Source organism: Streptomyces sp. NPDC041814 (genome assembly GCF_055590565.1).
This window is the reverse complement of record NZ_JBVJAM010000017.1, coordinates 124,744-142,756: the sequence shown is the minus strand read 5'-3', so window position 1 is coordinate 142,756 and position 18,013 is coordinate 124,744. Positions and strand designations below refer to the sequence as shown.

The window sequence follows — 18,013 nt, the reverse complement described above, 5'->3', positions numbered from 1 at the left end:
CGGAGAGCGAGGGAATCAAGTTGCGCCGCGCCGTATGCCCGGGGTCGTTCGACCCCATCACCAACGGACATCTCGACATCATCGGCCGAGCCTCGAAGCTGTACGACGTCGTACACGTCGCGGTGATGATCAACCAGTCCAAGAAGGGCCTGTTCACGGTCGAGGAGCGGATCGAGCTCATCCGCGAGGTCACCGCCGAGTTCGGCAACGTCCAGGTCGAGTCCTTCCACGGCCTGCTCGTGGACTTCTGCAAGCAGCGCGACATCCCGGCGATCGTGAAGGGCCTGCGGGCCGTCAGCGACTTCGACTACGAACTCCAGATGGCCCAGATGAACAACGGCCTCTCCGGCGTCGAGACGCTCTTCGTGCCGACCAACCCCACCTACAGCTTCCTGTCGTCCTCCCTGGTCAAGGAGGTCGCGGCCTGGGGCGGCGACGTCTCCCACCTGCTACCGCCGGTCGTCCAGCGGGCCCTGACCGAACGCCTCGCGCAGCGCTGATCCCCTGACGGCGCGTCAGCCGTACGCACCGCAGGTGTCGGGCGGGCGCCGACTGGCCGTACAGTCGTCCCGTCCGTCTCCAACCGGCAGTAGAGAGTGGCGAGCACACGGTGGACGTGCAGAAGAAGCTGGACGAGATCGTCGCGACGGTCGGGAACGCCCGGTCCATGCCCATGTCGGCGTCCTGCGTGGTCAACCGCGCCGAACTGCTCGCGATGCTCGAAGAGGTGCGCGAGGCCCTGCCGGGCTCGCTCGCCCAGGCGGCCGAGGTCATCGGCGGCCACGAGCAGCTGGTCGAGCAGGCCCGCCAGGAGGCCGGCCGCATCATCGAGAACGCGCACGCCGAGCGCACCTCCCTGATCTCCGACACCGAGATCGCCCGGCGCTCCCAGGCCGAGGCGGACCGCATCCTCGCCGAGGCCCGCAAGGAGGCCGACGAGGTCCGCGCCGAGGCCGACGAGTACGTCGACAGCAAGCTCGCCAACTTCGAGGTCGTCCTCACCAAGACCATCGGCTCCGTCGACCGGGGCCGCGAGAAGCTCCTCGGCCGCGGCCAGGGCTTCGACGCCCAGGGCTACGAGGACCCGGACTTCGCCGAGGCCCCCGAGCGCAGCGCCGACCCGGAGACGCTGCGGCAGCGGGCCGACGAGTACGTGGACACCAAGCTCGGCGCCTTCGAGGCGGTGCTCGCCAAGACCCTGGAGGCCGTCGGCCGGGGCCGGCAGAAGCTGCACGGCCGGGTCGCCACCGACGAGCTCGGCGCGCACATCGCCGCCCAGGACGCGGCCGGCGACCAGGGACACACCAGCGACGAGGACCACTGGGCCGGACTGGCCGAGGTCGCGGCCCCGCAGCCGCTCCCGATCCCGCACCAGGCCGAGCCGCAGTACGCCCAGCCGGAACCGCAGTACGCCCAGGGCTACGGCTACCAGGACCAGCAGCAGGACGCGTACGGGGCGCAGCAGGACGCCTACGGCTACCAGCAGCAGTCCGACCCGTACGCGGCCTACCAGCAGCAGGGGTACGACCAGGGCCAGGCCCAGGACGCGATGCAGGGACAGGGCGGCTACGACGCCTGGCAGCAGCCGGCCCAGCCCCAGCAGGCCCTGCCGCAGCACGGCGACGCCGCCCTGGACGAGACCAGCCTGTTCGACACCAGCATGATCGACCTGGACCAGCTGCGCCGCTACGAACAGGAACGCTGAGCCGCTGGGAGCGGGCGGTCCGGGGTCCGGGCAGGGCCGGATTGGGAGCTGGGCGGTGTGTCCAGTATCCTGGCTCTTCGGTCGCGCGTATGTCCGCGATCCCGGCTGCCCGCTTCGACTCCGGACGGGCCGGCCCCTCCCACCACGCGTGACGCGTTCGATCCGAAAGCAGGAGAAGCCCTGAACGGCCACCTCGACCACCGAAACCCCCTCGTGTTCGACACGCACGAGCTGGGCCGGCGTCCGGGTGCCATGAGGCGGCTGACCCGCACGGCGGACGCCCCCGCCGACCTCGGCATCGCCGACGTCATCGGAGTGCCGGAAGGCGCGCCGGTGGAGCTGGATCTCCGCCTTGAGTCCGTCATGGAGGGCGTGCTCGTGACCGGGACCGCCCGTGCGACGGTCGAGGGGGAGTGCGTAAGGTGTCTGGAGCCGCTGAACCGCGAGGTCGAGGCGGACTTCCAGGAGATGTTCTCGTACCCTGACGCCGATGACCGGAACCACGGCAAGCCCGCGGATCCGGCCGACGACGCCGAGGACGACGAGGACAGGCTTTTTCTCGAGGACGGCCTGTTCGACCTCGAGCCGGTGCTGCGTGATGCGGTGGTGCTCGCACTGCCGATGCAGCCGGTGTGCAAGGAATCCTGTGCCGGTCTGTGCTCCGAGTGCGGAGTCAGGCTGGACGAGAATCCCGGCCACCACCACGATGCCGTCGACGCTCGTTGGGCGGCACTGCAAGGACTCGCCGAGACCATTCAGGACGGCGAGAAGGACAACATGGGCGGCGCCGCACCCGGCGTCGACAAGAAGCAGGAGAAGTAGCCGTGGCTGTTCCGAAGCGGAAGATGTCGCGCAGCAACACGCGCCACCGCCGGTCGCAGTGGAAGGCTGCGGTCCCCACCCTGGTTTCGTGCGAGCGCTGCCAGGAGCCGAAGCTGCAGCACATCGCGTGCCCCAGCTGCGGCACGTACAACAAGCGCCAGGTCCTCGAGGTCTGAGCGGCTGGTGAGAGGCCCGATGTCTGAGTTGTCCCACGCCAAGAAGCAGGCAGACAACGTCAACACAGCCTCGTCCCACACGCTTCTGGAAGGGCGGCTCGGGTACCAACTCGAGTCCGCCCTTCTGGTGCGTGCGCTGACCCACCGTTCGTACGCGTACGAGAACGGCGGTCTGCCCACCAACGAGCGGCTGGAGTTCCTCGGGGACTCCGTGCTCGGTCTGGTGGTCACGGACACGCTGTACCGCACCCACCCCGATCTGCCCGAAGGCCAGCTGGCCAAGCTTCGGGCCGCGGTGGTCAACTCGCGTGCGCTTGCTGAGGTGGGCCGCGGCCTCGAACTCGGCTCCTTCATCCGGCTCGGCCGCGGTGAAGAGGGCACGGGTGGCCGGGACAAGGCATCCATCCTCGCCGACACCCTGGAAGCGGTGATCGGCGCGGTCTATCTCGATCAGGGCCTCGACGCGGCGTCCGAGCTGGTTCACCGGCTCTTCGACCCGCTGATCGACAGGTCCTCGAACCTCGGTGCCGGCCTGGACTGGAAGACCAGCCTCCAGGAGCTCACCGCGAGCGAGAGCCTCGGAGTCCCCGAGTACCTCGTCACGGAGACCGGCCCGGACCACGAGAAGACCTTCACTGCTGCCGCCCGCGTCGGTGGTGTCTCGTACGGCACCGGCACCGGCCGTAGCAAGAAGGAAGCGGAGCAGCAGGCGGCCGAGTCCGCCTGGCGCGAGATCACCGCCGCCGCGGAGGCGCGGGAGGCAGCGGCGAAGGCCGCCGCCGACGGAGGGGCCGCCGACACCCCTGCCGAGCCCGCGTCGTCCACGGACGTCGCTCCGGCCTGACCTGCGGAGAACCCCCCGGCGCCGACGCGCGCCGGGGGGTTCTCCCTTTCCCTGTACGCCTTTCGCCCCAGGAGCCTCCCCGTGCCCGAACTGCCCGAGGTCGAAGTCGTCCGCCGAGGTCTGGAGCGCTGGGTCGCCGGCCGGACGGCCGGTGAGGTCGAGGTCCTGCACCCGCGCGCGGTCCGCCGCCACCTCGCGGGCGGCGTGGATTTCGCGGCCCGGCTCACCGGGGCGCGGTTCGGGACGGCGATGCGCCGGGGCAAGTACCTGTGGGTGCCGCTGGACGAGGCCGCGGGCTCGCTCCTCGGCCACCTCGGCATGAGCGGTCAGCTGCTCGTCCAGCCCGAGGGGGCGCCGGACGAGAAGCATCTGCGGGTCAGGATCAGGTTCGCCGACGCGGTCGGCACCGAGCTGCGCTTCGTGGACCAGCGCACCTTCGGCGGGCTCTCGCTCCACGAGAACACCCCGGACGGGCTGCCCGACATCATCGCGCACATCGCCCGCGACCCCCTGGACCCGGCCTTCGACGACGCCGCCTTCCACACGGCGCTGCGGCTGCGCCGTACGACGGTCAAGCGCGCGCTGCTCGACCAGTCGCTGATCAGCGGGGTCGGCAACATCTACGCGGACGAGGCGCTGTGGCGCGCCCGGCTGCACTATGACCGGCCGACCGCGACGCTCACCCGCCCCAGGTCCGCCGAACTCCTCGGCCACGTCCGCGACGTGATGAACGCCGCCCTGGCCCAGGGCGGCACCAGCTTCGACAGCCTGTACGTGAACGTGAACGGCGAGTCCGGCTACTTCGACCGCTCGCTCGACGCCTATGGCCGCGAGGACGAGCCCTGTCACCGCTGCGGTACGCCGATGGCGCGGCGCCCCTGGATGAACCGGTCCAGCTACTACTGCCCCCGCTGCCAGCGCCCGCCGCGCAACACGCCCTAGTTCTCGCGCGCCTCGTCGTAGCGGGCCCGGGCCGCCAGGACCTCGGGCATCCGGCCCTCCACGAAGTGGATCAGGGCGAGCAGCCGCTCGGCGACCTCGCGGCCGAGCGGGGTGAGCTCGTAGTCCACCCGGGGCGGGTTGGTGAGCTGGGCCTCGCGGTGCACCAGGCCGTCCCGCTCCAGCGCGTGCAGCGTCTGGGACAGCATCTTCTCGCTCACCCCGTCGACCCTGCGGCGCAGCGCGTTGAAGCGCAGGCTCTCCTCGTACAGGGCGCCGAGCGTGAGGGCGCCCCAGCGGCCGGTGGCGTGCTCAAGCAGGCCGCGCGAGGGGCACTGCTTCGAGAACACGTCGAAGGGCAGGTCGTCCGTCGGCGACGTCTCCGGTGCGGTGCTCTGGTCCATGAAACCAGCGTACGCCCGCACAGCGCTTTCCCTGAGTCAGTGTGATCCGGGGGAGGCGAGTGGGGCGTACGAGGCGATGGTGGCGGCGGTGGTGCGGGTCAGAAGCCGAAGTCCTGGGTCCACCAGGGGCCGCCGGCCCCGTAGTGGACGCCGACGCCGAGCGTCTTGTAATCGCAATTGAGAATGTTTGCGCGGTGACCGTCGCTGTTCATCCAGGCGTCCATCACGGCCTGCGCGTCGGCCTGTCCGCGGGCGATGTTCTCGCCGCCGAGGCCCGAGACGCCGGCCGCGTCCGCCCGGTCCCAGGGGCTCTTGCCGTCGGGGTCGGTGTGGTCGAAGAAGCCGCGCGCCGCCATGTCGTCGCTGAAGTCCTGGGCGAGCGAGGCGAGCGAGGCGCTCGCGGTGACCGGGCTGCATCCGACCTTGCCGCGCTCCTCGTTGACGAGGGCCAGGATCGCGGCCTGGGCCGACGCGGCAGTGCTCGTCGGCGCGCTGCTCTTCGACGGGGCCGGCGCGGGGGACTTCGCGGCCTTGACGGCGGGGGCCTTCGCCGGGGCCTTCGAGGACGAGGCGGACGGCTCGGCCGACTCCTTCTTCCGGGCCGGCGTCTTCTGTCCGGACGCGGTCTTCGACGGCGAGGCGGACTTGGCGGGCGCGGCCGGCTCCGAGGCCGAAGCGGAAGGCGAGTGGGAGGCGCTCGGCGAGGCCGAATCAGAGGGCTTCGACGTGGCGGAATGCGACTTCTTGGGCACGGTGGGGCGGTCGGACCCCCGGCTCGCCGGCGCCGAAGCGGAGGCGCGGTCGGAGGGCGATGCGGTGATGCCCCCCTGGGTGAGCAGGTCCGGGGCGGCCTGGGAGCGGACCTGCTCGGCGGTCGGGCCTCCGCTCACGGTGTGGCTGTCCCCGCCGGGCAGCAGACCCGACGCCACGGCGACGGCGCCGACGGCCACGGCCGCCGAGACACCTATGAGTCCGGTGCGCACGGGGATCGCGGACCGCTTCCTGCGGCCCGCCCCGCGGTGCCGGGCCGAGGCCCCGTCCGCCTGCTCCTCGGCGGTGGGGGCTGCGGCGCTGCGTCGATGGCGTCCCATCTGCTGTGCCCTTCTGACGACCTGGACGCCGTTTTCGACGCCCGTGCTCACCCGAACGAGTGAAGCTTTTGCGAGGGGACTGTACGCCATGGCGATTCGCCGGGACGTGCTTCGAAAACAATGGGACCGATAGCGTTCGGGCATGAACGAAGATGCACGGCTCACCGCCTGGGTACGCGGCCGAGTACAGCAAGTAGGCTTCCGCTGGTTCACCAGGGCAAACGCTTTGGAGATCGGCGGCCTCACCGGTTTCGCCCTCAATCTGGACGACGGCCGGGTGCAGGTCGTGGCCGAGGGTCCGCGTGAGAATTGCCACCGTCTTCTCGACTGGCTCCGCTCCGACGACACACCCGGCCGCGTGGACGGCGTCACTGAGATATGGGACACGCCGCGGGGCGGATACGAAGGATTCGCGATCCGCTGAGACCGCTCCGAAAGGCTCCCGAAACAGACCCGTGTTCGGCCTGTGTTCGATGCGCGGCGGGCGGTGACGGAATGCGCCCCCGTCGCGCGCACACCTGAAATGACCTGCGGAATGTCCTGATGGTTGCCAAGATTCGGTTGGCATGCCAGGCTGCCGCCCTAAGGATGATCTCCGTACCCCTGAGGGCCCCTTCGGAGAGTCGCGCCGCATGATCGTCTCGCCGCGCGCCCCGGGACGCCCGCCTCTGTGGGCTGTGATCGTGTTGACCGTCAAACTTTTTGGTGAGACTCTGAAATCCCCGCGCACCTCAGCTGTTCGGCAGAGCTGGTAGGCAGCAGGACAGCAGTGACAGTGAGCACTGCCGAACACCGCGGGTGCGATCCCTCACGACCCACACCGCATCGGTCGGTCACTCATTGTGGAGGACCATCCATCATGGCAAAGGCGCTTCTCGGTTACGTCGGCGGTTCCGACCCGCGACTCCTCGCCGAGATGCGACGGCTCCAGCAGCGCGTCCAGGACCTCGAATCCGAGCTCGTACGGATTCAGGAGGAGAACGACGCGCTCAACGCCGCCGCCCAGCACCAGTCGCTGCTCGACAGCATCGACATCGACGTACCCCAGGCGGAGCCGGCGCTCACCTGACCCGCACGGCGACCTGACCCACACGCCACGCCCGCAATCTCCGTCAGGCCGCGGGCACGCGTGCGGCACCGCCTGATCCGCAGAATCACAGGGGACGCTTCGGCGTCCCTTCTTTCTTTTCCCCCGTCTCGCGCAGGTCCCGCCCCGGACGTACACCCCTTCCCTTACCGTCTGATGTGCCCTGCACCTTCAGCGGCGAAACCGAGAGTGAAAGGTAGAGTCCGGCGGCGTGCACCTCAAGGCCCTGACCCTGCGCGGTTTCAAGTCGTTCGCCTCCGCCACGACGCTGCGGTTCGAACCCGGCATCACCTGCGTCGTCGGGCCCAACGGTTCGGGCAAATCCAATGTGGTGGACGCGCTCTCCTGGGTCATGGGTGAACAAGGCGCGAAATCCCTGCGCGGCGGCAAGATGGAGGACGTGATCTTCGCCGGGACCACCGGCCGGCCGCCGCTGGGCCGGGCCGAGGTCTCGCTGACCATCGACAATTCCGACGGCGCCCTGCCCATCGAATACGCCGAAGTCACCATTACGCGGATCATGTTCCGCAACGGCGGCAGCGAATACCAGATCAACGGCGACACCTGCCGCCTCCTGGACATCCAGGAACTCCTCTCCGACTCCGGCATCGGCCGCGAGATGCACGTCATCGTCGGCCAGGGCCAGCTGGACTCCGTCCTGCACGCCGACCCCATGGGCCGCCGCGCCTTCATCGAGGAGGCGGCCGGCGTCCTCAAGCACCGCAAGCGCAAGGAGAAGGCGCTGCGGAAGCTGGACGCGATGGGCGCCAACCTCGCCAGGGTCCAGGACCTCACCGACGAGCTGCGCAGGCAGCTGAAACCCCTCGGCCGGCAGGCGGCCGTGGCACGCCGCGCCGCCGTCATCCAGGCCGACCTGCGCGACGCCCGGCTGCGCCTCCTCGCCGACGACCTCGTGACGCTTCGCACCGCCCTGCGCAGCGAGATCGCCGACGAGGCCGCGCTCAAACAGCGCCGCGAGGCCGCCGAGGCGGAACTCAAGGCCGCCCTCGCCCGGGAGTCCGAACTGGAGGACCAGGTACGGCGGCTGACGCCCCGGCTCCAGCGCGCCCAGCAGACCTGGTACGAGCTGTCGCAGCTCGCCGAACGGGTACGCGGCACGATCTCGCTCGCCGACGCCCGGGTGAAGAGCGCCACCGCCCCGCCCGAGGAGGAGCGCAGGGGCCGCGACCCCGAGGACATGGAGCGCGAGGCCGCCCGCGTCCGCGAGCAGGAGGCCGAGCTGACCGCCGCCCTGGAAGCGGCCGAACACGCGCTGGACGACACCGCCTCCCACCGCCACGAGCTGGAACGCGAGTTGGCGGCCGAGGAGCGCCGGCTCAAGGACGCGGCCCGCGCCCTCGCCGACCGCCGCGAAGGGCTCGCCCGGCTGCACGGCCAGGTCAACGCCGCCCGCAGCCGCGCCGGTTCGGCCCAGGCGGAGATCGACCGGCTCTCCGCCGCGCGCGACGAGGCCCGGGAACGGGCCGTCGCCGCGCAGGAGGAGTACGAGGAGCTGAAGGCCGAGGTCGACGGCCTGGACGCCGGGGACACCGAGCTCGGCGAGCAGCACGAAGCGGCCCGCCGCGCCCTGAAGGAGGCCGAGGCGGCGCACTCCCGGGCCCGCGAGGAGGCCACCGCCGCCGAACGGCAGCGCGCCGCCGTCGCGGCCCGGCACGACGCGCTCGCCCTCGGGCTGCGCCGCAAGGACGGCACCGGGGCGCTGCTCGGCGCCCGCGACCGGCTCACCGGCCTGCTCGGGCCCGCCGCCGAGCTGCTGACGGTGGCCCCGGGCCACGAGGTCGCGGTGGCGGCGGCGCTGGGCGCGGCGGCGGACGCGGTCGCGGTCACCGACCCGGCGACGGCGGCCGAGGCGATCCGGCTGCTGCGCAAGCAGGACGCGGGGCGCGCGGCCCTGCTCCTGGGCGGGCCGGCCCGGGCCGCCGCCGGGGACGGCGACGCGACCGGGCACGTACCCGGCCAGGGCACCTCGGCACACCCGCCGCACCACGGGGGCGGCACGCACGTCGGGCTTCCCGCCCGGAGCACGGAGGGCGGGGGCGCGGCGGAGGCCGTACCGGCGACGCGGGCGCCGGACCCCGTGCACACCGTGCGGGCCCTCGCCCCCGCCGGCTCCGCCGCTCACGTCGCCGATCTCGTCAGCGGCCCCGTCGAACTGGTGGCCGCCGTCCGCAGGCTGGTCCGGGACATGGTGGTCGTCGCGACCCTGGAGGACGCCGAGGACCTGGTCGCCGCGCATCCGGAGCTGACCGCGGTGACCGGCGAGGGTGACCTGCTCTCCGCCCACTTCGCGCACGGCGGCTCCGCCGGGGCGCCCAGCCTCCTCGAAGTGCAGGCGTCCGTGGACGAGGCCGCCGCCGAACTCGCGGGGCTCGCCGTACGGTGCACCGAACTGGCCGAGGCCCAGCGGCTGGCTGCCGGGCGGCGGACCGGGGCGGCGGCGCTGGTCGAGGAGCTGGGGGAGCGGCGCCGCGCCGCCGAGCGGGAGCGGGCGGGCGTGGCCCAGCAGCTCGGGCGGCTCGCCGGACAGGCGCGGGGCGCCGCCGGTGAGGCGGAGCGCATGGACGCTTCCGCCGCCCGGGCCCAGGAGGCGCTGGAGCGGGCCACCGAGGAGGCGGAGGAGCTGGCCGAGCGGCTGCTCGTCGCGGAGGAGGCGGCCGGGGACGGTGCCGACGACGAACCGGACACCGGCGTGCGCGACCGGCTCGCGGCCGACGGTGCCAACGCCCGCCAGACCGAGATGGAGGCCCGCCTCCAGGTCCGTACGCACGAGGAACGCGTCAAGGCACTCGCCGGGCGCGCGGACTCGCTGGACCGGGCCGCGCGCGCCGAGCGTGAGGCGCGGGCCCGGGCCGAGCGGCGGCGGGCCCGGCTGCGCCACGAGGCGGAGGTGGCGGCGGCCGTGGCGTCGGGCGCCCGGCAGCTCCTGGCGCACGTCGAGGTGTCCGTCGTACGGGCGGAGCGGGAGCGGGCGGCGGCGGAGGCGTCCAAAGGGGAGCGGGAGCGCGAGCTGGCCGCGGAGCGGCTGCGGGGCCGGGACCTCAAGGGGGAGCTGGACAAGCTGACGGACTCGGTGCACCGGGGCGAGGTGCTGGGGGCCGAGAAACGGCTGCGGGTGGAGCAGCTGGAGACCAGGGCGCTGGAGGAGCTGGGCGTCGAGCCGGCCGGTCTGGTGGCGGAGTACGGACCCGACCAGCCGGTGCCGCCGTCGCCGCCCGCCGAGGGCGAGGAGCTGCCGGAGGACCCGGAGCATCCGCGTAACCGGCCCAGGCCGTTCGTCAGGGCCGAGCAGGAGAAGCGGCTCCGGTCGGCCGAACGGGCGTACCAGCAACTCGGGAAGGTGAATCCGCTCGCCCTGGAGGAGTTCTCCGCGCTGGAGGAGCGGCACAAGTTCCTCTCCGAGCAGCTGGAGGACCTGAAGAAGACCCGGGCCGACCTGCTCCAGGTCGTCAAGGAGGTCGACGAGCGGGTCGAGCAGGTGTTCACCGAGGCGTACCGGGACACCGCGCGCGAATTCGAGGGTGTCTTCTCGCGCCTCTTCCCGGGTGGTGAGGGGCGGCTGATCCTGACCGATCCCGACAACATGCTCGCCACCGGCGTCGACGTCGAGGCCCGGCCGCCGGGCAAGAAGGTCAAGCGGCTCTCCCTGCTGTCGGGCGGTGAACGGTCCCTGACGGCGGTGGCGTTGCTGGTCTCGATCTTCAAGGCGAGGCCCAGCCCGTTCTACGTGATGGACGAGGTCGAGGCGGCGCTGGACGACACCAATCTCCAGCGGCTGATCCGGATCATGGAGGAGCTCCAAGAGAGCTCGCAGCTCATCGTCATCACGCACCAGAAGCGGACGATGGAGGTCGCCGACGCGCTGTACGGCGTCTCGATGCAGGGCGACGGCGTCTCGAAGGTGATCAGCCAGCGTCTTCGCTGAGCGCGGGGGTAGCCGAGTGGTGGCGGGGCCGAAGTTGTGCGCCACTTGAGATCAGTTCGCCCATGTCCGATGCCGCGGCCCCGCGCCAGGGAGGCCTTACGTGACCAGTACATCGCCAGGAACAGGACCGGAGTCCGGGGCCCGTTCGGCCCACCCGGACCACCTCGGCCATGTCATCTTCATCACCGCCGCGGCCGCGATGGGTGGTTTCCTCTTCGGCTACGACAGCTCCGTGATCAACGGCGCCGTCGAGGCGATCCGCCACCGTTACGACATCGGCTCCGGCACACTCGCCCAGGTCATCGCCATCGCGCTCATCGGCTGCGCGATCGGCGCCGCCACGGCCGGCCGGATCGCCGACCGCATCGGGCGCATCCGCTGCATGCAGATCGCGGCCGTCCTGTTCACCATCAGCGCCGTGGGCTCCGCGCTCCCCTTCGCCCTCTGGGACCTGGCGATGTGGCGCATCATCGGCGGCTTCGCGATCGGCATGGCCTCGGTGATCGGCCCCGCCTACATCGCCGAGGTCTCGCCGCCCGCCTACCGGGGCCGCCTCGGCTCGTTCCAGCAGGCCGCGATCGTCATCGGCATCGCCATCTCCCAGCTCGTCAACTACGGCATCCTGCAGATCGCCGACGGCGACCAGCGCGGCAAGATCGGCGGCCTCGAAGCCTGGCAGTGGATGCTCGGTGTGATGGTCGTGCCCGCCGTCCTCTACGGGCTGCTCTCGTTCGCGATCCCCGAGTCGCCGCGCTTCCTGCTCTCCATCGGCAAGCGGGAGCGGGCCCGGAAGATCCTCGAAGAGGTCGAGGGCAAGAACGTCGACCTCGACGCGCGGGTCGAGGAGATCGAGACGGCGATGCGCCGTGAGCACAAGTCCACCTTCAGGGACCTGCTGGGCAGCCGCTTCGGCTTCCTGCCGATCGTCTGGGTCGGCATCGGCCTCTCGGTGTTCCAGCAGCTCGTCGGCATCAACGTGGCGTTCTACTACTCGGCGACGCTGTGGCAGTCCGTCGGCATCGACCCGACCGACTCCTTCTTCTGGTCGTTCACCACGTCGATCGTCAACATCATCGGTACCGTCATCGCGATGATCCTGGTGGACCGCGTCGGCCGCCGCCCCCTCGCTCTCGTCGGCTCCTGCGGCATGGCCGTCGCCCTCGCCTTCGAGGCGTGGGCCTTCTCCGCCGACCTGGTAGACGGCAAGCTCCCGACCGTCGAGGGCGCGGTCGCCCTCACCGCCGCCCACGTCTTCGTGCTCTTCTTCGCCCTGTCGTGGGGTGTGGTGGTCTGGGTCTTCCTCGGCGAGATGTTCCCCAACCGCATCCGCGCCGCCGCGCTCGGCGTCGCCGCGTCCGCGCAGTGGATCGCCAACTGGGCGATCACCGCCAGCTTCCCGAGCCTCTCGGACTGGAACCTCTCGGGCACGTACATCATCTACGCCTGCTTCGCCACGCTCTCGATCCCCTTCGTCATCAAGTTCGTGAAGGAGACCAAGGGCAAGGCGCTGGAAGAGATGGGCTAAACCGTTTCGTCAGGGCGGCCCGGACGCGGCAGTACCGCGTACAGGCCGCCCGAGACGAGCGCCGTGACCGCCCAGCCCAGGCCGCTGCGGCCGGGCCAGGAACCGGCGAGCGGGCCGGTGAACCACTCCACGCCGGTGAACAGCAGCCCCACCGCGAGCCCCGCGCCCCACGCGGCGACGGCGGGCCACGCGACTCCGCCCGTGTACCAGTACGCACTGCCCCGGCCGGTGTCCATGAGCGCCACCGGGTCGTAGGCGCGGCCGCGCAGTATGTCCGTGGCGAAGACCCCGATCCACGCCGAGAACGTCACCGCGAGCAGCCGCAGGAACGATACGAAGGCGTCGATGAAGCTGCTCGCCACCATCATCAGGAGCGCGCCCAGGAACAGGCTGATCGCCGCGTTCACCCCGACGGCCCAGGCGCGAGGCACGGTGAAGCCGAGGGTCTGCGCGGTGAACCCGGCCGAGTACATCGACAGCGCGTTGATCAGCACCATGCCCGTGACCGCGACGACCAGATACGGGACGGAGAGCCAAGTCGGCAGCATGACCCCGATGAAGGAGACCGGATCACCGGTCAGTGCCAGCTCCGGCGTCCGCACCGCCATCACCGCCCCCAGCACCACCAGCGGCACCAGCACCACCAGCGCCCCGCCCACCGTCGCCGCGACCATCGCCCGGCCCGGCGAGGCGCGCGGCAGATAGCGGGCGAAGTCCGGACCGGACGGCGCCCAGCTGATCCCCCCGGCCGTCAGCGTGCCGATGCCCGCGATCACCGCCGACACCGCGCCGGGCGGCCGGTCCAGCACCGCGTGCCACGGCACCGTCACGGCCAGACGCACCAGCACCAGGACGCTGAAGGCGCCGAAGAGATACGCCGCCCAGGTGCAGCACACCCGCAGCGCCCGCAGCCCGAGCCCCGACAGCAGAAAGCTGCCCGCCACGAAAGCGAGCAGCGTTCCCATGATCAGCGCGGGCGTGGCCCGGGCCCCGAACAGCACATCGCCCACGGTCAGCAGCGCGTACGCGCCGGTGACCGCGTTCATCGTCTCCCAGCCCCACCGGGCCACCCAGATCAGCGCGCCCGGCGCCAGATTGCCCCGTACGCCGAAGACCGCCCGCGACAGCGCCATGCCGGGGGCGCCGCCCCGCTTCCCGGCCAGCGAGACGAAGCCGACCAGGCCGAACGAGACCAGGGGCGCCACCACGGCCGCCACCAGCACCTGCCAGAGGTTCAGCCCGCCCAGCACGACGAGCCCGGCGCCCACGGTGACGAGCAGGACGGTCATGTTGGCCGTGGCCCAGGTGGGGAAGAGGGCGCGGACCCGGCCGGTGCGCTCCTCGTCGGGCACGGGGTCCAGGCCACGGGTCTCCACGGCCAGGATCGTACCTTTCCGGCATACCGGCCGAAGTGAACATAAGGCCGCAGGAGCCCGCGATCCTGCGCCGAACCCGTCCCTCCCTCGATTGCCGTCCCGGGTGACCGATACTGGGAGGGTTATGGAATTCGTCATCCTTGCTGTAGTCATCGCCCTGGTCGCGGTCGGCGTGATCAGCGGGCTCGTGGTCAGCAGCCGCAAGAAGAAGCAGCTGCCCCCGGCACCGTCGAGCACGCCGACCATCACACCTCCCGCCGAGCCCCGTGTCGGCGAGGAGGCCGAAGAGCCGCGCGAGGAATCGCGCCGCACCATCGAGGACGTCGCGGCCCCGCCCGCCGAGGCCGAGCCGGAGACGGTGGAGCCGGAAGCCCCCGCGCTCGACGTCCCGGAGCCCACCGCCGGCCGGCTCGTCCGGCTGCGCGCCCGCCTCGCCCGCTCCCAGAACACCCTCGGCAAGGGGCTCCTCGCCCTCCTGTCCCGGGACAACCTGGACGAGGACACCTGGGAGGAGATCGAGGACACCCTCCTCACCGCCGACGTCGGCGTCGCCCCCACCCAGGAGCTGGTCGAGCGCCTGCGCGAGCGCGTCCGGGTGCTCGGCACCCGCACCCCCGAGGAGCTGCGCGCCCTGCTCCGCGAGGAGCTGCTCGCCCAGCTCGGCACCGACTTCGACCGCGCCGTGAAGACGGAGGGCGGTCTGGAGACCCCCGGCGTCGTGATGGTCGTCGGCGTCAACGGCACCGGCAAGACCACCACCACCGGCAAGCTGGCCCGGGTGCTCGTGGCCGACGGCCGCAGCGTGGTGCTCGGCGCGGCCGACACGTTCCGTGCCGCCGCCGCCGACCAGCTCCAGACCTGGGGCGAGCGCGTCGGCGCCCGCACCGTGCGCGGCCCGGAGGGCGGCGACCCGGCCTCCATCGCCTTCGACGCGGTCAAGGAGGGCATCGCCGAGGGCGCCGACGTGGTGCTCATCGACACCGCCGGCCGGCTGCACACCAAGACCGGGCTCATGGACGAGCTGGGCAAGGTCAAGCGCGTCGTGGAGAAGCACGGCCCGCTGGACGAGGTGCTGCTGGTCCTGGACGCCACCACCGGTCAGAACGGCCTGGTGCAGGCGCGGGTCTTCGCCGAGGTGGTCGACATCACCGGCATCGTCCTCACCAAGCTGGACGGCACCGCCAAGGGCGGCATCGTCATCGCCGTCCAGCGCGAGCTGGGCGTCCCGGTCAAGCTCGTCGGACTCGGCGAGGGCCCGGACGACCTGGCCCCCTTCGAGCCGGAGGCGTTCGTGGACGCGCTCATCGGGGACTGAGCCCCACCGGACAGCGAGAAGCCCGGCCGTCTCGCGCGGCCGGGCTTCTCGCTGTCCGGAAGGTACGCGGCTCAGCCGCAGGGCGCCGTCCACCGGTGACAGAGGTACGCCAGCGTGCCCAGCAGCAGCCGGGCCTCCGGCGGCGTCGCGCTGTCGGGCCCGGGTGCCCGCAGCCAGCGGACCGGACCCAGCCCGCCCCGGTCCGAGGGCGGCGCGGTGATGTGGCTGCCCGGGCCGAGCGCCCGCAGATCGAGCCCCGCGTCGTCCCAGCCCATCCGGTACAGCAGCCGGGGCAGCTCGGCGGCGGCGCCCGGCGCCACGAAGAACTGTGCCCGGCCCTGCGGGGTCACCGCGACAGGGCCCAGCGGCAGGCCCATCCGCTCCATCCGCACCAGGGCCCGGCGCCCTGCCCCCTCCGCCACGTCGAGCACGTCGAAGCTCCGGCCCACGGGGAGCATCATCGAGGCGCCGGGCACCTCGGCCCAGGCGCGCGCCGCCGCGTCGAGCGTCGCCCCGGCGGGCACCTCGCGGGCGAACTCCAGCGGATGCGCGCCCGGGGCGGCGCAGCCGGGGTCCCCGCAGGAGCAGGCGCCGCCCGCCGCGCGCGCCCCGGGCACCACGGCCCAGCCCCACAGCCCGGTGTACTCGGCCACCTCCGTACCGCCGGCGGCGGCACGGGCGCGACGCCGTGCGCCGGTGCGCATCTCGCGGATTCCGATCGTGAAGCCCATGCCCCCTCCAACGGGTCCGGTTCGCCAGTGGTTACGAAGAGGAGCGTGCAACCGCCCGCGCGCCCCCGGGCGCTTCCTCGCGCCCGTGCGAATCGTCCTGTCAAGTGAATCGCGGCCCATGGGGGTGGCGTTCAATCGAAGGGGTGGCGAATGGTGGCGATTACGCAAAGGGCCTCGCGAGTGCGGTGATCACAGGATTACCGTCGGTACACGAACCATGGAAGTATGTGCGCCCGTGGGTATGCCGCAGGCAACCCGGTTTTCTGTTCGATCGGGCCCAACGCCCGTACGGGCAACACGAGTTCGAGGCATCCTGGTGGTGCTTCGCACGACAGGTATTCGGCGGGATGGGGGCGTATCCGTGAGTGGCAGCGGCGCAGGCGAGACGCATGCGGGAAAGCGGCCGAACGGGCAACTGGGGTCGTGGTTCGTGCGCAGCGGCTGGTCCAAGGGCGAGCTGGCACGGCAGGTGAACCGCCGGGCGCGCCAGATGGGCGCCCACCACATCAGCACCGACACCTCCCGGGTGCGGCGCTGGCTGGACGGCGAGCAGCCGCGCGAGCCGATCCCGCGCATCCTGTCCGAGCTGTTCTCGGAGCGTTTCGGCAGCGTCGTCGCCGTCGAGGACCTGGGGCTGCGCACCCCGCACCAGGCGCCCTCCGTGGCCGGTGTGGACCTCCCGTGGGCGGGCCCGCAGACCGTCGCCCTGCTCAGCGAGTTCTCGCGGAGCGATCTGATGCTCGCCCGCCGGGGCTTCCTCGGCAGCTCCCTCGCCCTCGCCGCCGGTCCCGCGCTCATCGAGCCCATGCAGCGCTGGCTGGTACCGGTCGCGGCCGCCCCCGCCGCCGAACCGGAACCGTCCGCCGCCCGCCGCCCGTCCAGGCTCTCCGGCCCCGAGCTGGACCTGCTGGAATCGACCACCATGATGTTCCGGCAGTGGGACGCGCAGTGCGGCGGCGGGCTGCGCCGCAAGGCCGTCGTCGGCCAGCTCCACGAGGTCACCGACCTGCTCCAGGAGCCCCAGCCCGCCGCCACCGCCAAGCGCCTGTTCCGCTGCGCCGCCGAACTGGCCGAGCTGGCGGGCTGGATGAGTTACGACGTCGGTCTCCAGCCCACCGCCCAGAAGTACTTCGTGCTCGCCCTGCACGCCGCCAAGGAGGCGGGCGACAAGCCGCTCGGTTCGTACGTCCTGTCCAGCATGAGCCGGCAGATGATCCACCTCGGCCGCCCCGACGACGCCCTGGAGCTGATCCACCTCGCCCAGTACGGCAGCCGCGACTGCGCGACCCCGCGCACGCAGGCCATGCTGTACGCGATGGAGGCCCGCGCCTACGCGAACATGGGCCAGCCCAGCAAGTGCAAGCGGGCGGTCCGGATGGCCGAGGACACCTTCCTGGACGCGGGCGTGGACGGCGAGCCCGAGCCCGACTGGATCCGCTTCTTCTCCGAGGCCGAGCTCAACGGCGAGAACTCGCACTCGTACCGGGACCTCGCCTATGTGGCCGGCCGCAGCCCCACGTACGCCTCGCTCGCCGAGCCCGTCATGCGGCGGGCGGTCCAGCTCTTCGGCGAGGAGGACGAGCACCAGCGCTCCTACGCGCTCAATCTGATCGGCCTCGCCACCGTGCACCTCCTCAAGGGCGAGCCCGAGGCGTCCACCGTGCCGGCCGGGCAGGCGCTGCGCGTGGCCAAAAAGGTGCGCTCCGAGCGGGTCAACACCCGGCTCCGGAAGACCGTCGACACCGCCGCCAGGGACTTCGGGGACGTGCCCGAGGTCGCCGAACTCACCGAACTCCTCATCGAACAGCTGCCCGAGACCGTGGAAACCGTCTAGCGACGGCCATCGGGCCCCCAGACCCCGGCCACGACGATCACCCAGCACAGACCGACTTCGGCTCCCCCCATTGCCAGGTCAACGGGTGATCGCCGTGGCCGGTTCGTGTGGTCGTTCCCCTGTCGGAGCGTCGCAACCGCACCGTATGCGGCCCGGGCCGCAGAGTGGGCGCGAGCGTGGGTACGGCACGCGCGGTTCATGGGGACGTAACACGTCGCTTC

General features: G+C 71.8%; 16 protein-coding genes. 12 read left to right on the top strand and 4 right to left on the bottom strand.

From position 1 onward, the window contains the following. Window positions 1-20 precede the first annotated feature (20 nt). The 6 genes from coaD to mutM all read left to right on the top strand — a co-directional run bounded on the left by coaD (window position 21) and on the right by mutM (window position 4,489). Window positions 21-500: a pantetheine-phosphate adenylyltransferase gene (coaD, locus tag ACZ6C6_RS32660; protein WP_328904471.1), complete on the top strand. Its 480-nt coding sequence runs from the start codon at window positions 21-23 to the stop codon at window positions 498-500. A 110-nt stretch (window positions 501-610) separates the two neighbouring features. Beyond that, window positions 611-1,705 carry an ATP synthase subunit B family protein gene (locus ACZ6C6_RS32655; protein ID WP_469208149.1) on the top strand — a complete coding sequence of 365 codons (1,095 nt, stop codon included), beginning with the start codon at window positions 611-613 and terminating at the stop codon, window positions 1,703-1,705. Window positions 1,706-1,918: 213 nt separating this feature from the next. Next, window positions 1,919-2,527: a YceD family protein gene (locus tag ACZ6C6_RS32650; protein WP_469208147.1), complete on the top strand. Its 609-nt coding sequence runs from the start codon at window positions 1,919-1,921 to the stop codon at window positions 2,525-2,527. Between the two features lie 2 nt (window positions 2,528-2,529). Further along, window positions 2,530-2,703 (top strand): 50S ribosomal protein L32, encoded by a 174-nt coding sequence (rpmF, locus tag ACZ6C6_RS32645; RefSeq protein WP_003965982.1) that lies wholly within the window; start codon window positions 2,530-2,532, stop codon window positions 2,701-2,703. Window positions 2,704-2,722: 19 nt separating this feature from the next. Then, a complete protein-coding gene (gene rnc / locus ACZ6C6_RS32640) occupies window positions 2,723-3,547 on the top strand; it encodes a ribonuclease III (RefSeq protein WP_469208145.1) in 825 nt (274 codons plus the stop codon). Between the two features lie 81 nt (window positions 3,548-3,628). Next, on the top strand, window positions 3,629-4,489 hold the full coding sequence (gene mutM, locus ACZ6C6_RS32635) for a bifunctional DNA-formamidopyrimidine glycosylase/DNA-(apurinic or apyrimidinic site) lyase (protein ID WP_469208144.1): 861 nt from the start codon (window positions 3,629-3,631) through the stop codon (window positions 4,487-4,489). Here mutM and ACZ6C6_RS32630 read toward each other — a convergent pair. Both ACZ6C6_RS32630 and ACZ6C6_RS32625 read right to left on the bottom strand, forming a co-directional pair. Next, window positions 4,486-4,890 carry a winged helix-turn-helix transcriptional regulator gene (locus tag ACZ6C6_RS32630; RefSeq protein ID WP_469208142.1) on the bottom strand — a complete coding sequence of 135 codons (405 nt, stop codon included), beginning with the start codon at window positions 4,888-4,890 and terminating at the stop codon, window positions 4,486-4,488. The two genes, mutM and ACZ6C6_RS32630, sit on opposite strands and share 4 nt — an antisense overlap. Before the next feature lie 98 nt (window positions 4,891-4,988). Then, the gene (locus ACZ6C6_RS32625) at window positions 4,989-5,981 is read right to left on the bottom strand and encodes a CAP domain-containing protein (protein ID WP_469208140.1); all 993 of its coding nucleotides are present in this window, start codon (window positions 5,979-5,981) and stop codon (window positions 4,989-4,991) included. A gap of 142 nt (window positions 5,982-6,123) precedes the next feature. Here ACZ6C6_RS32625 and ACZ6C6_RS32620 point away from each other — a divergent pair, with 142 nt between their 5' ends. From ACZ6C6_RS32620 to ACZ6C6_RS32605, 4 genes are all read left to right on the top strand, one after another. Then, complete coding sequence (locus tag ACZ6C6_RS32620) at window positions 6,124-6,405, top strand: acylphosphatase (protein ID WP_051093064.1); 282 nt, start codon at window positions 6,124-6,126, stop codon at window positions 6,403-6,405. Window positions 6,406-6,840: 435 nt separating this feature from the next. Further along, window positions 6,841-7,050 carry a hypothetical protein gene (locus tag ACZ6C6_RS32615; RefSeq protein ID WP_018102403.1) on the top strand — a complete coding sequence of 70 codons (210 nt, stop codon included), beginning with the start codon at window positions 6,841-6,843 and terminating at the stop codon, window positions 7,048-7,050. A 229-nt stretch (window positions 7,051-7,279) separates the two neighbouring features. After that, on the top strand, window positions 7,280-11,011 hold the full coding sequence (locus ACZ6C6_RS32610; protein WP_469208138.1) for an AAA family ATPase: 3,732 nt from the start codon (window positions 7,280-7,282) through the stop codon (window positions 11,009-11,011). Between the two features lie 100 nt (window positions 11,012-11,111). Further along, window positions 11,112-12,536 carry a sugar porter family MFS transporter gene (locus tag ACZ6C6_RS32605; protein ID WP_469208136.1) on the top strand — a complete coding sequence of 475 codons (1,425 nt, stop codon included), beginning with the start codon at window positions 11,112-11,114 and terminating at the stop codon, window positions 12,534-12,536. Here the strand turns inward: ACZ6C6_RS32605 and ACZ6C6_RS32600 are convergent. Next, window positions 12,533-13,912 (bottom strand): purine-cytosine permease family protein, encoded by a 1,380-nt coding sequence (locus tag ACZ6C6_RS32600; protein WP_469208134.1) that lies wholly within the window; start codon window positions 13,910-13,912, stop codon window positions 12,533-12,535. The two genes, ACZ6C6_RS32605 and ACZ6C6_RS32600, sit on opposite strands and share 4 nt — an antisense overlap. A 124-nt stretch (window positions 13,913-14,036) precedes the next feature. On the opposite strand from ACZ6C6_RS32600, the gene ftsY reads away from it, so the two are divergent. Continuing rightward, the gene (gene ftsY, locus ACZ6C6_RS32595; protein WP_469208132.1) at window positions 14,037-15,227 is read left to right on the top strand and encodes a signal recognition particle-docking protein FtsY; all 1,191 of its coding nucleotides are present in this window, start codon (window positions 14,037-14,039) and stop codon (window positions 15,225-15,227) included. Window positions 15,228-15,298: 71 nt separating this feature from the next. Here ftsY and ACZ6C6_RS32590 read toward each other — a convergent pair whose 3' ends face one another. Next, window positions 15,299-15,958, bottom strand: coding sequence for a bifunctional DNA primase/polymerase (locus tag ACZ6C6_RS32590; protein ID WP_469208130.1), 660 nt, complete (start codon window positions 15,956-15,958; stop codon window positions 15,299-15,301). A gap of 361 nt (window positions 15,959-16,319) precedes the next feature. Between ACZ6C6_RS32590 and nsdA the strand changes: the two genes are divergently transcribed. Next, a complete protein-coding gene (nsdA, locus tag ACZ6C6_RS32585; RefSeq protein ID WP_469208128.1) occupies window positions 16,320-17,792 on the top strand; it encodes a transcriptional repressor NsdA in 1,473 nt (490 codons plus the stop codon). The last annotated feature ends 221 nt before the right edge of the window (window positions 17,793-18,013 follow it).

Coding starts and splice junctions, on each gene's coding strand:
- rnc (WP_469208145.1), top strand. CDS start 2,723: ATGTCTGAGTTGTCCCACGCCAAGAAGCAGGCAGACAACGTCAACACA.
- ACZ6C6_RS32630 (WP_469208142.1), bottom strand. CDS start 4,890: ATGGACCAGAGCACCGCACCGGAGACGTCGCCGACGGACGACCTGCCC.
- ACZ6C6_RS32625 (WP_469208140.1), bottom strand. CDS start 5,981: ATGGGACGCCATCGACGCAGCGCCGCAGCCCCCACCGCCGAGGAGCAG.
- ACZ6C6_RS32620 (WP_051093064.1), top strand. CDS start 6,124: ATGAACGAAGATGCACGGCTCACCGCCTGGGTACGCGGCCGAGTACAG.
- ACZ6C6_RS32615 (WP_018102403.1), top strand. CDS start 6,841: ATGGCAAAGGCGCTTCTCGGTTACGTCGGCGGTTCCGACCCGCGACTC.
- ftsY (WP_469208132.1), top strand. CDS start 14,037: ATGGAATTCGTCATCCTTGCTGTAGTCATCGCCCTGGTCGCGGTCGGC.
- ACZ6C6_RS32590 (WP_469208130.1), bottom strand. CDS start 15,958: ATGGGCTTCACGATCGGAATCCGCGAGATGCGCACCGGCGCACGGCGT.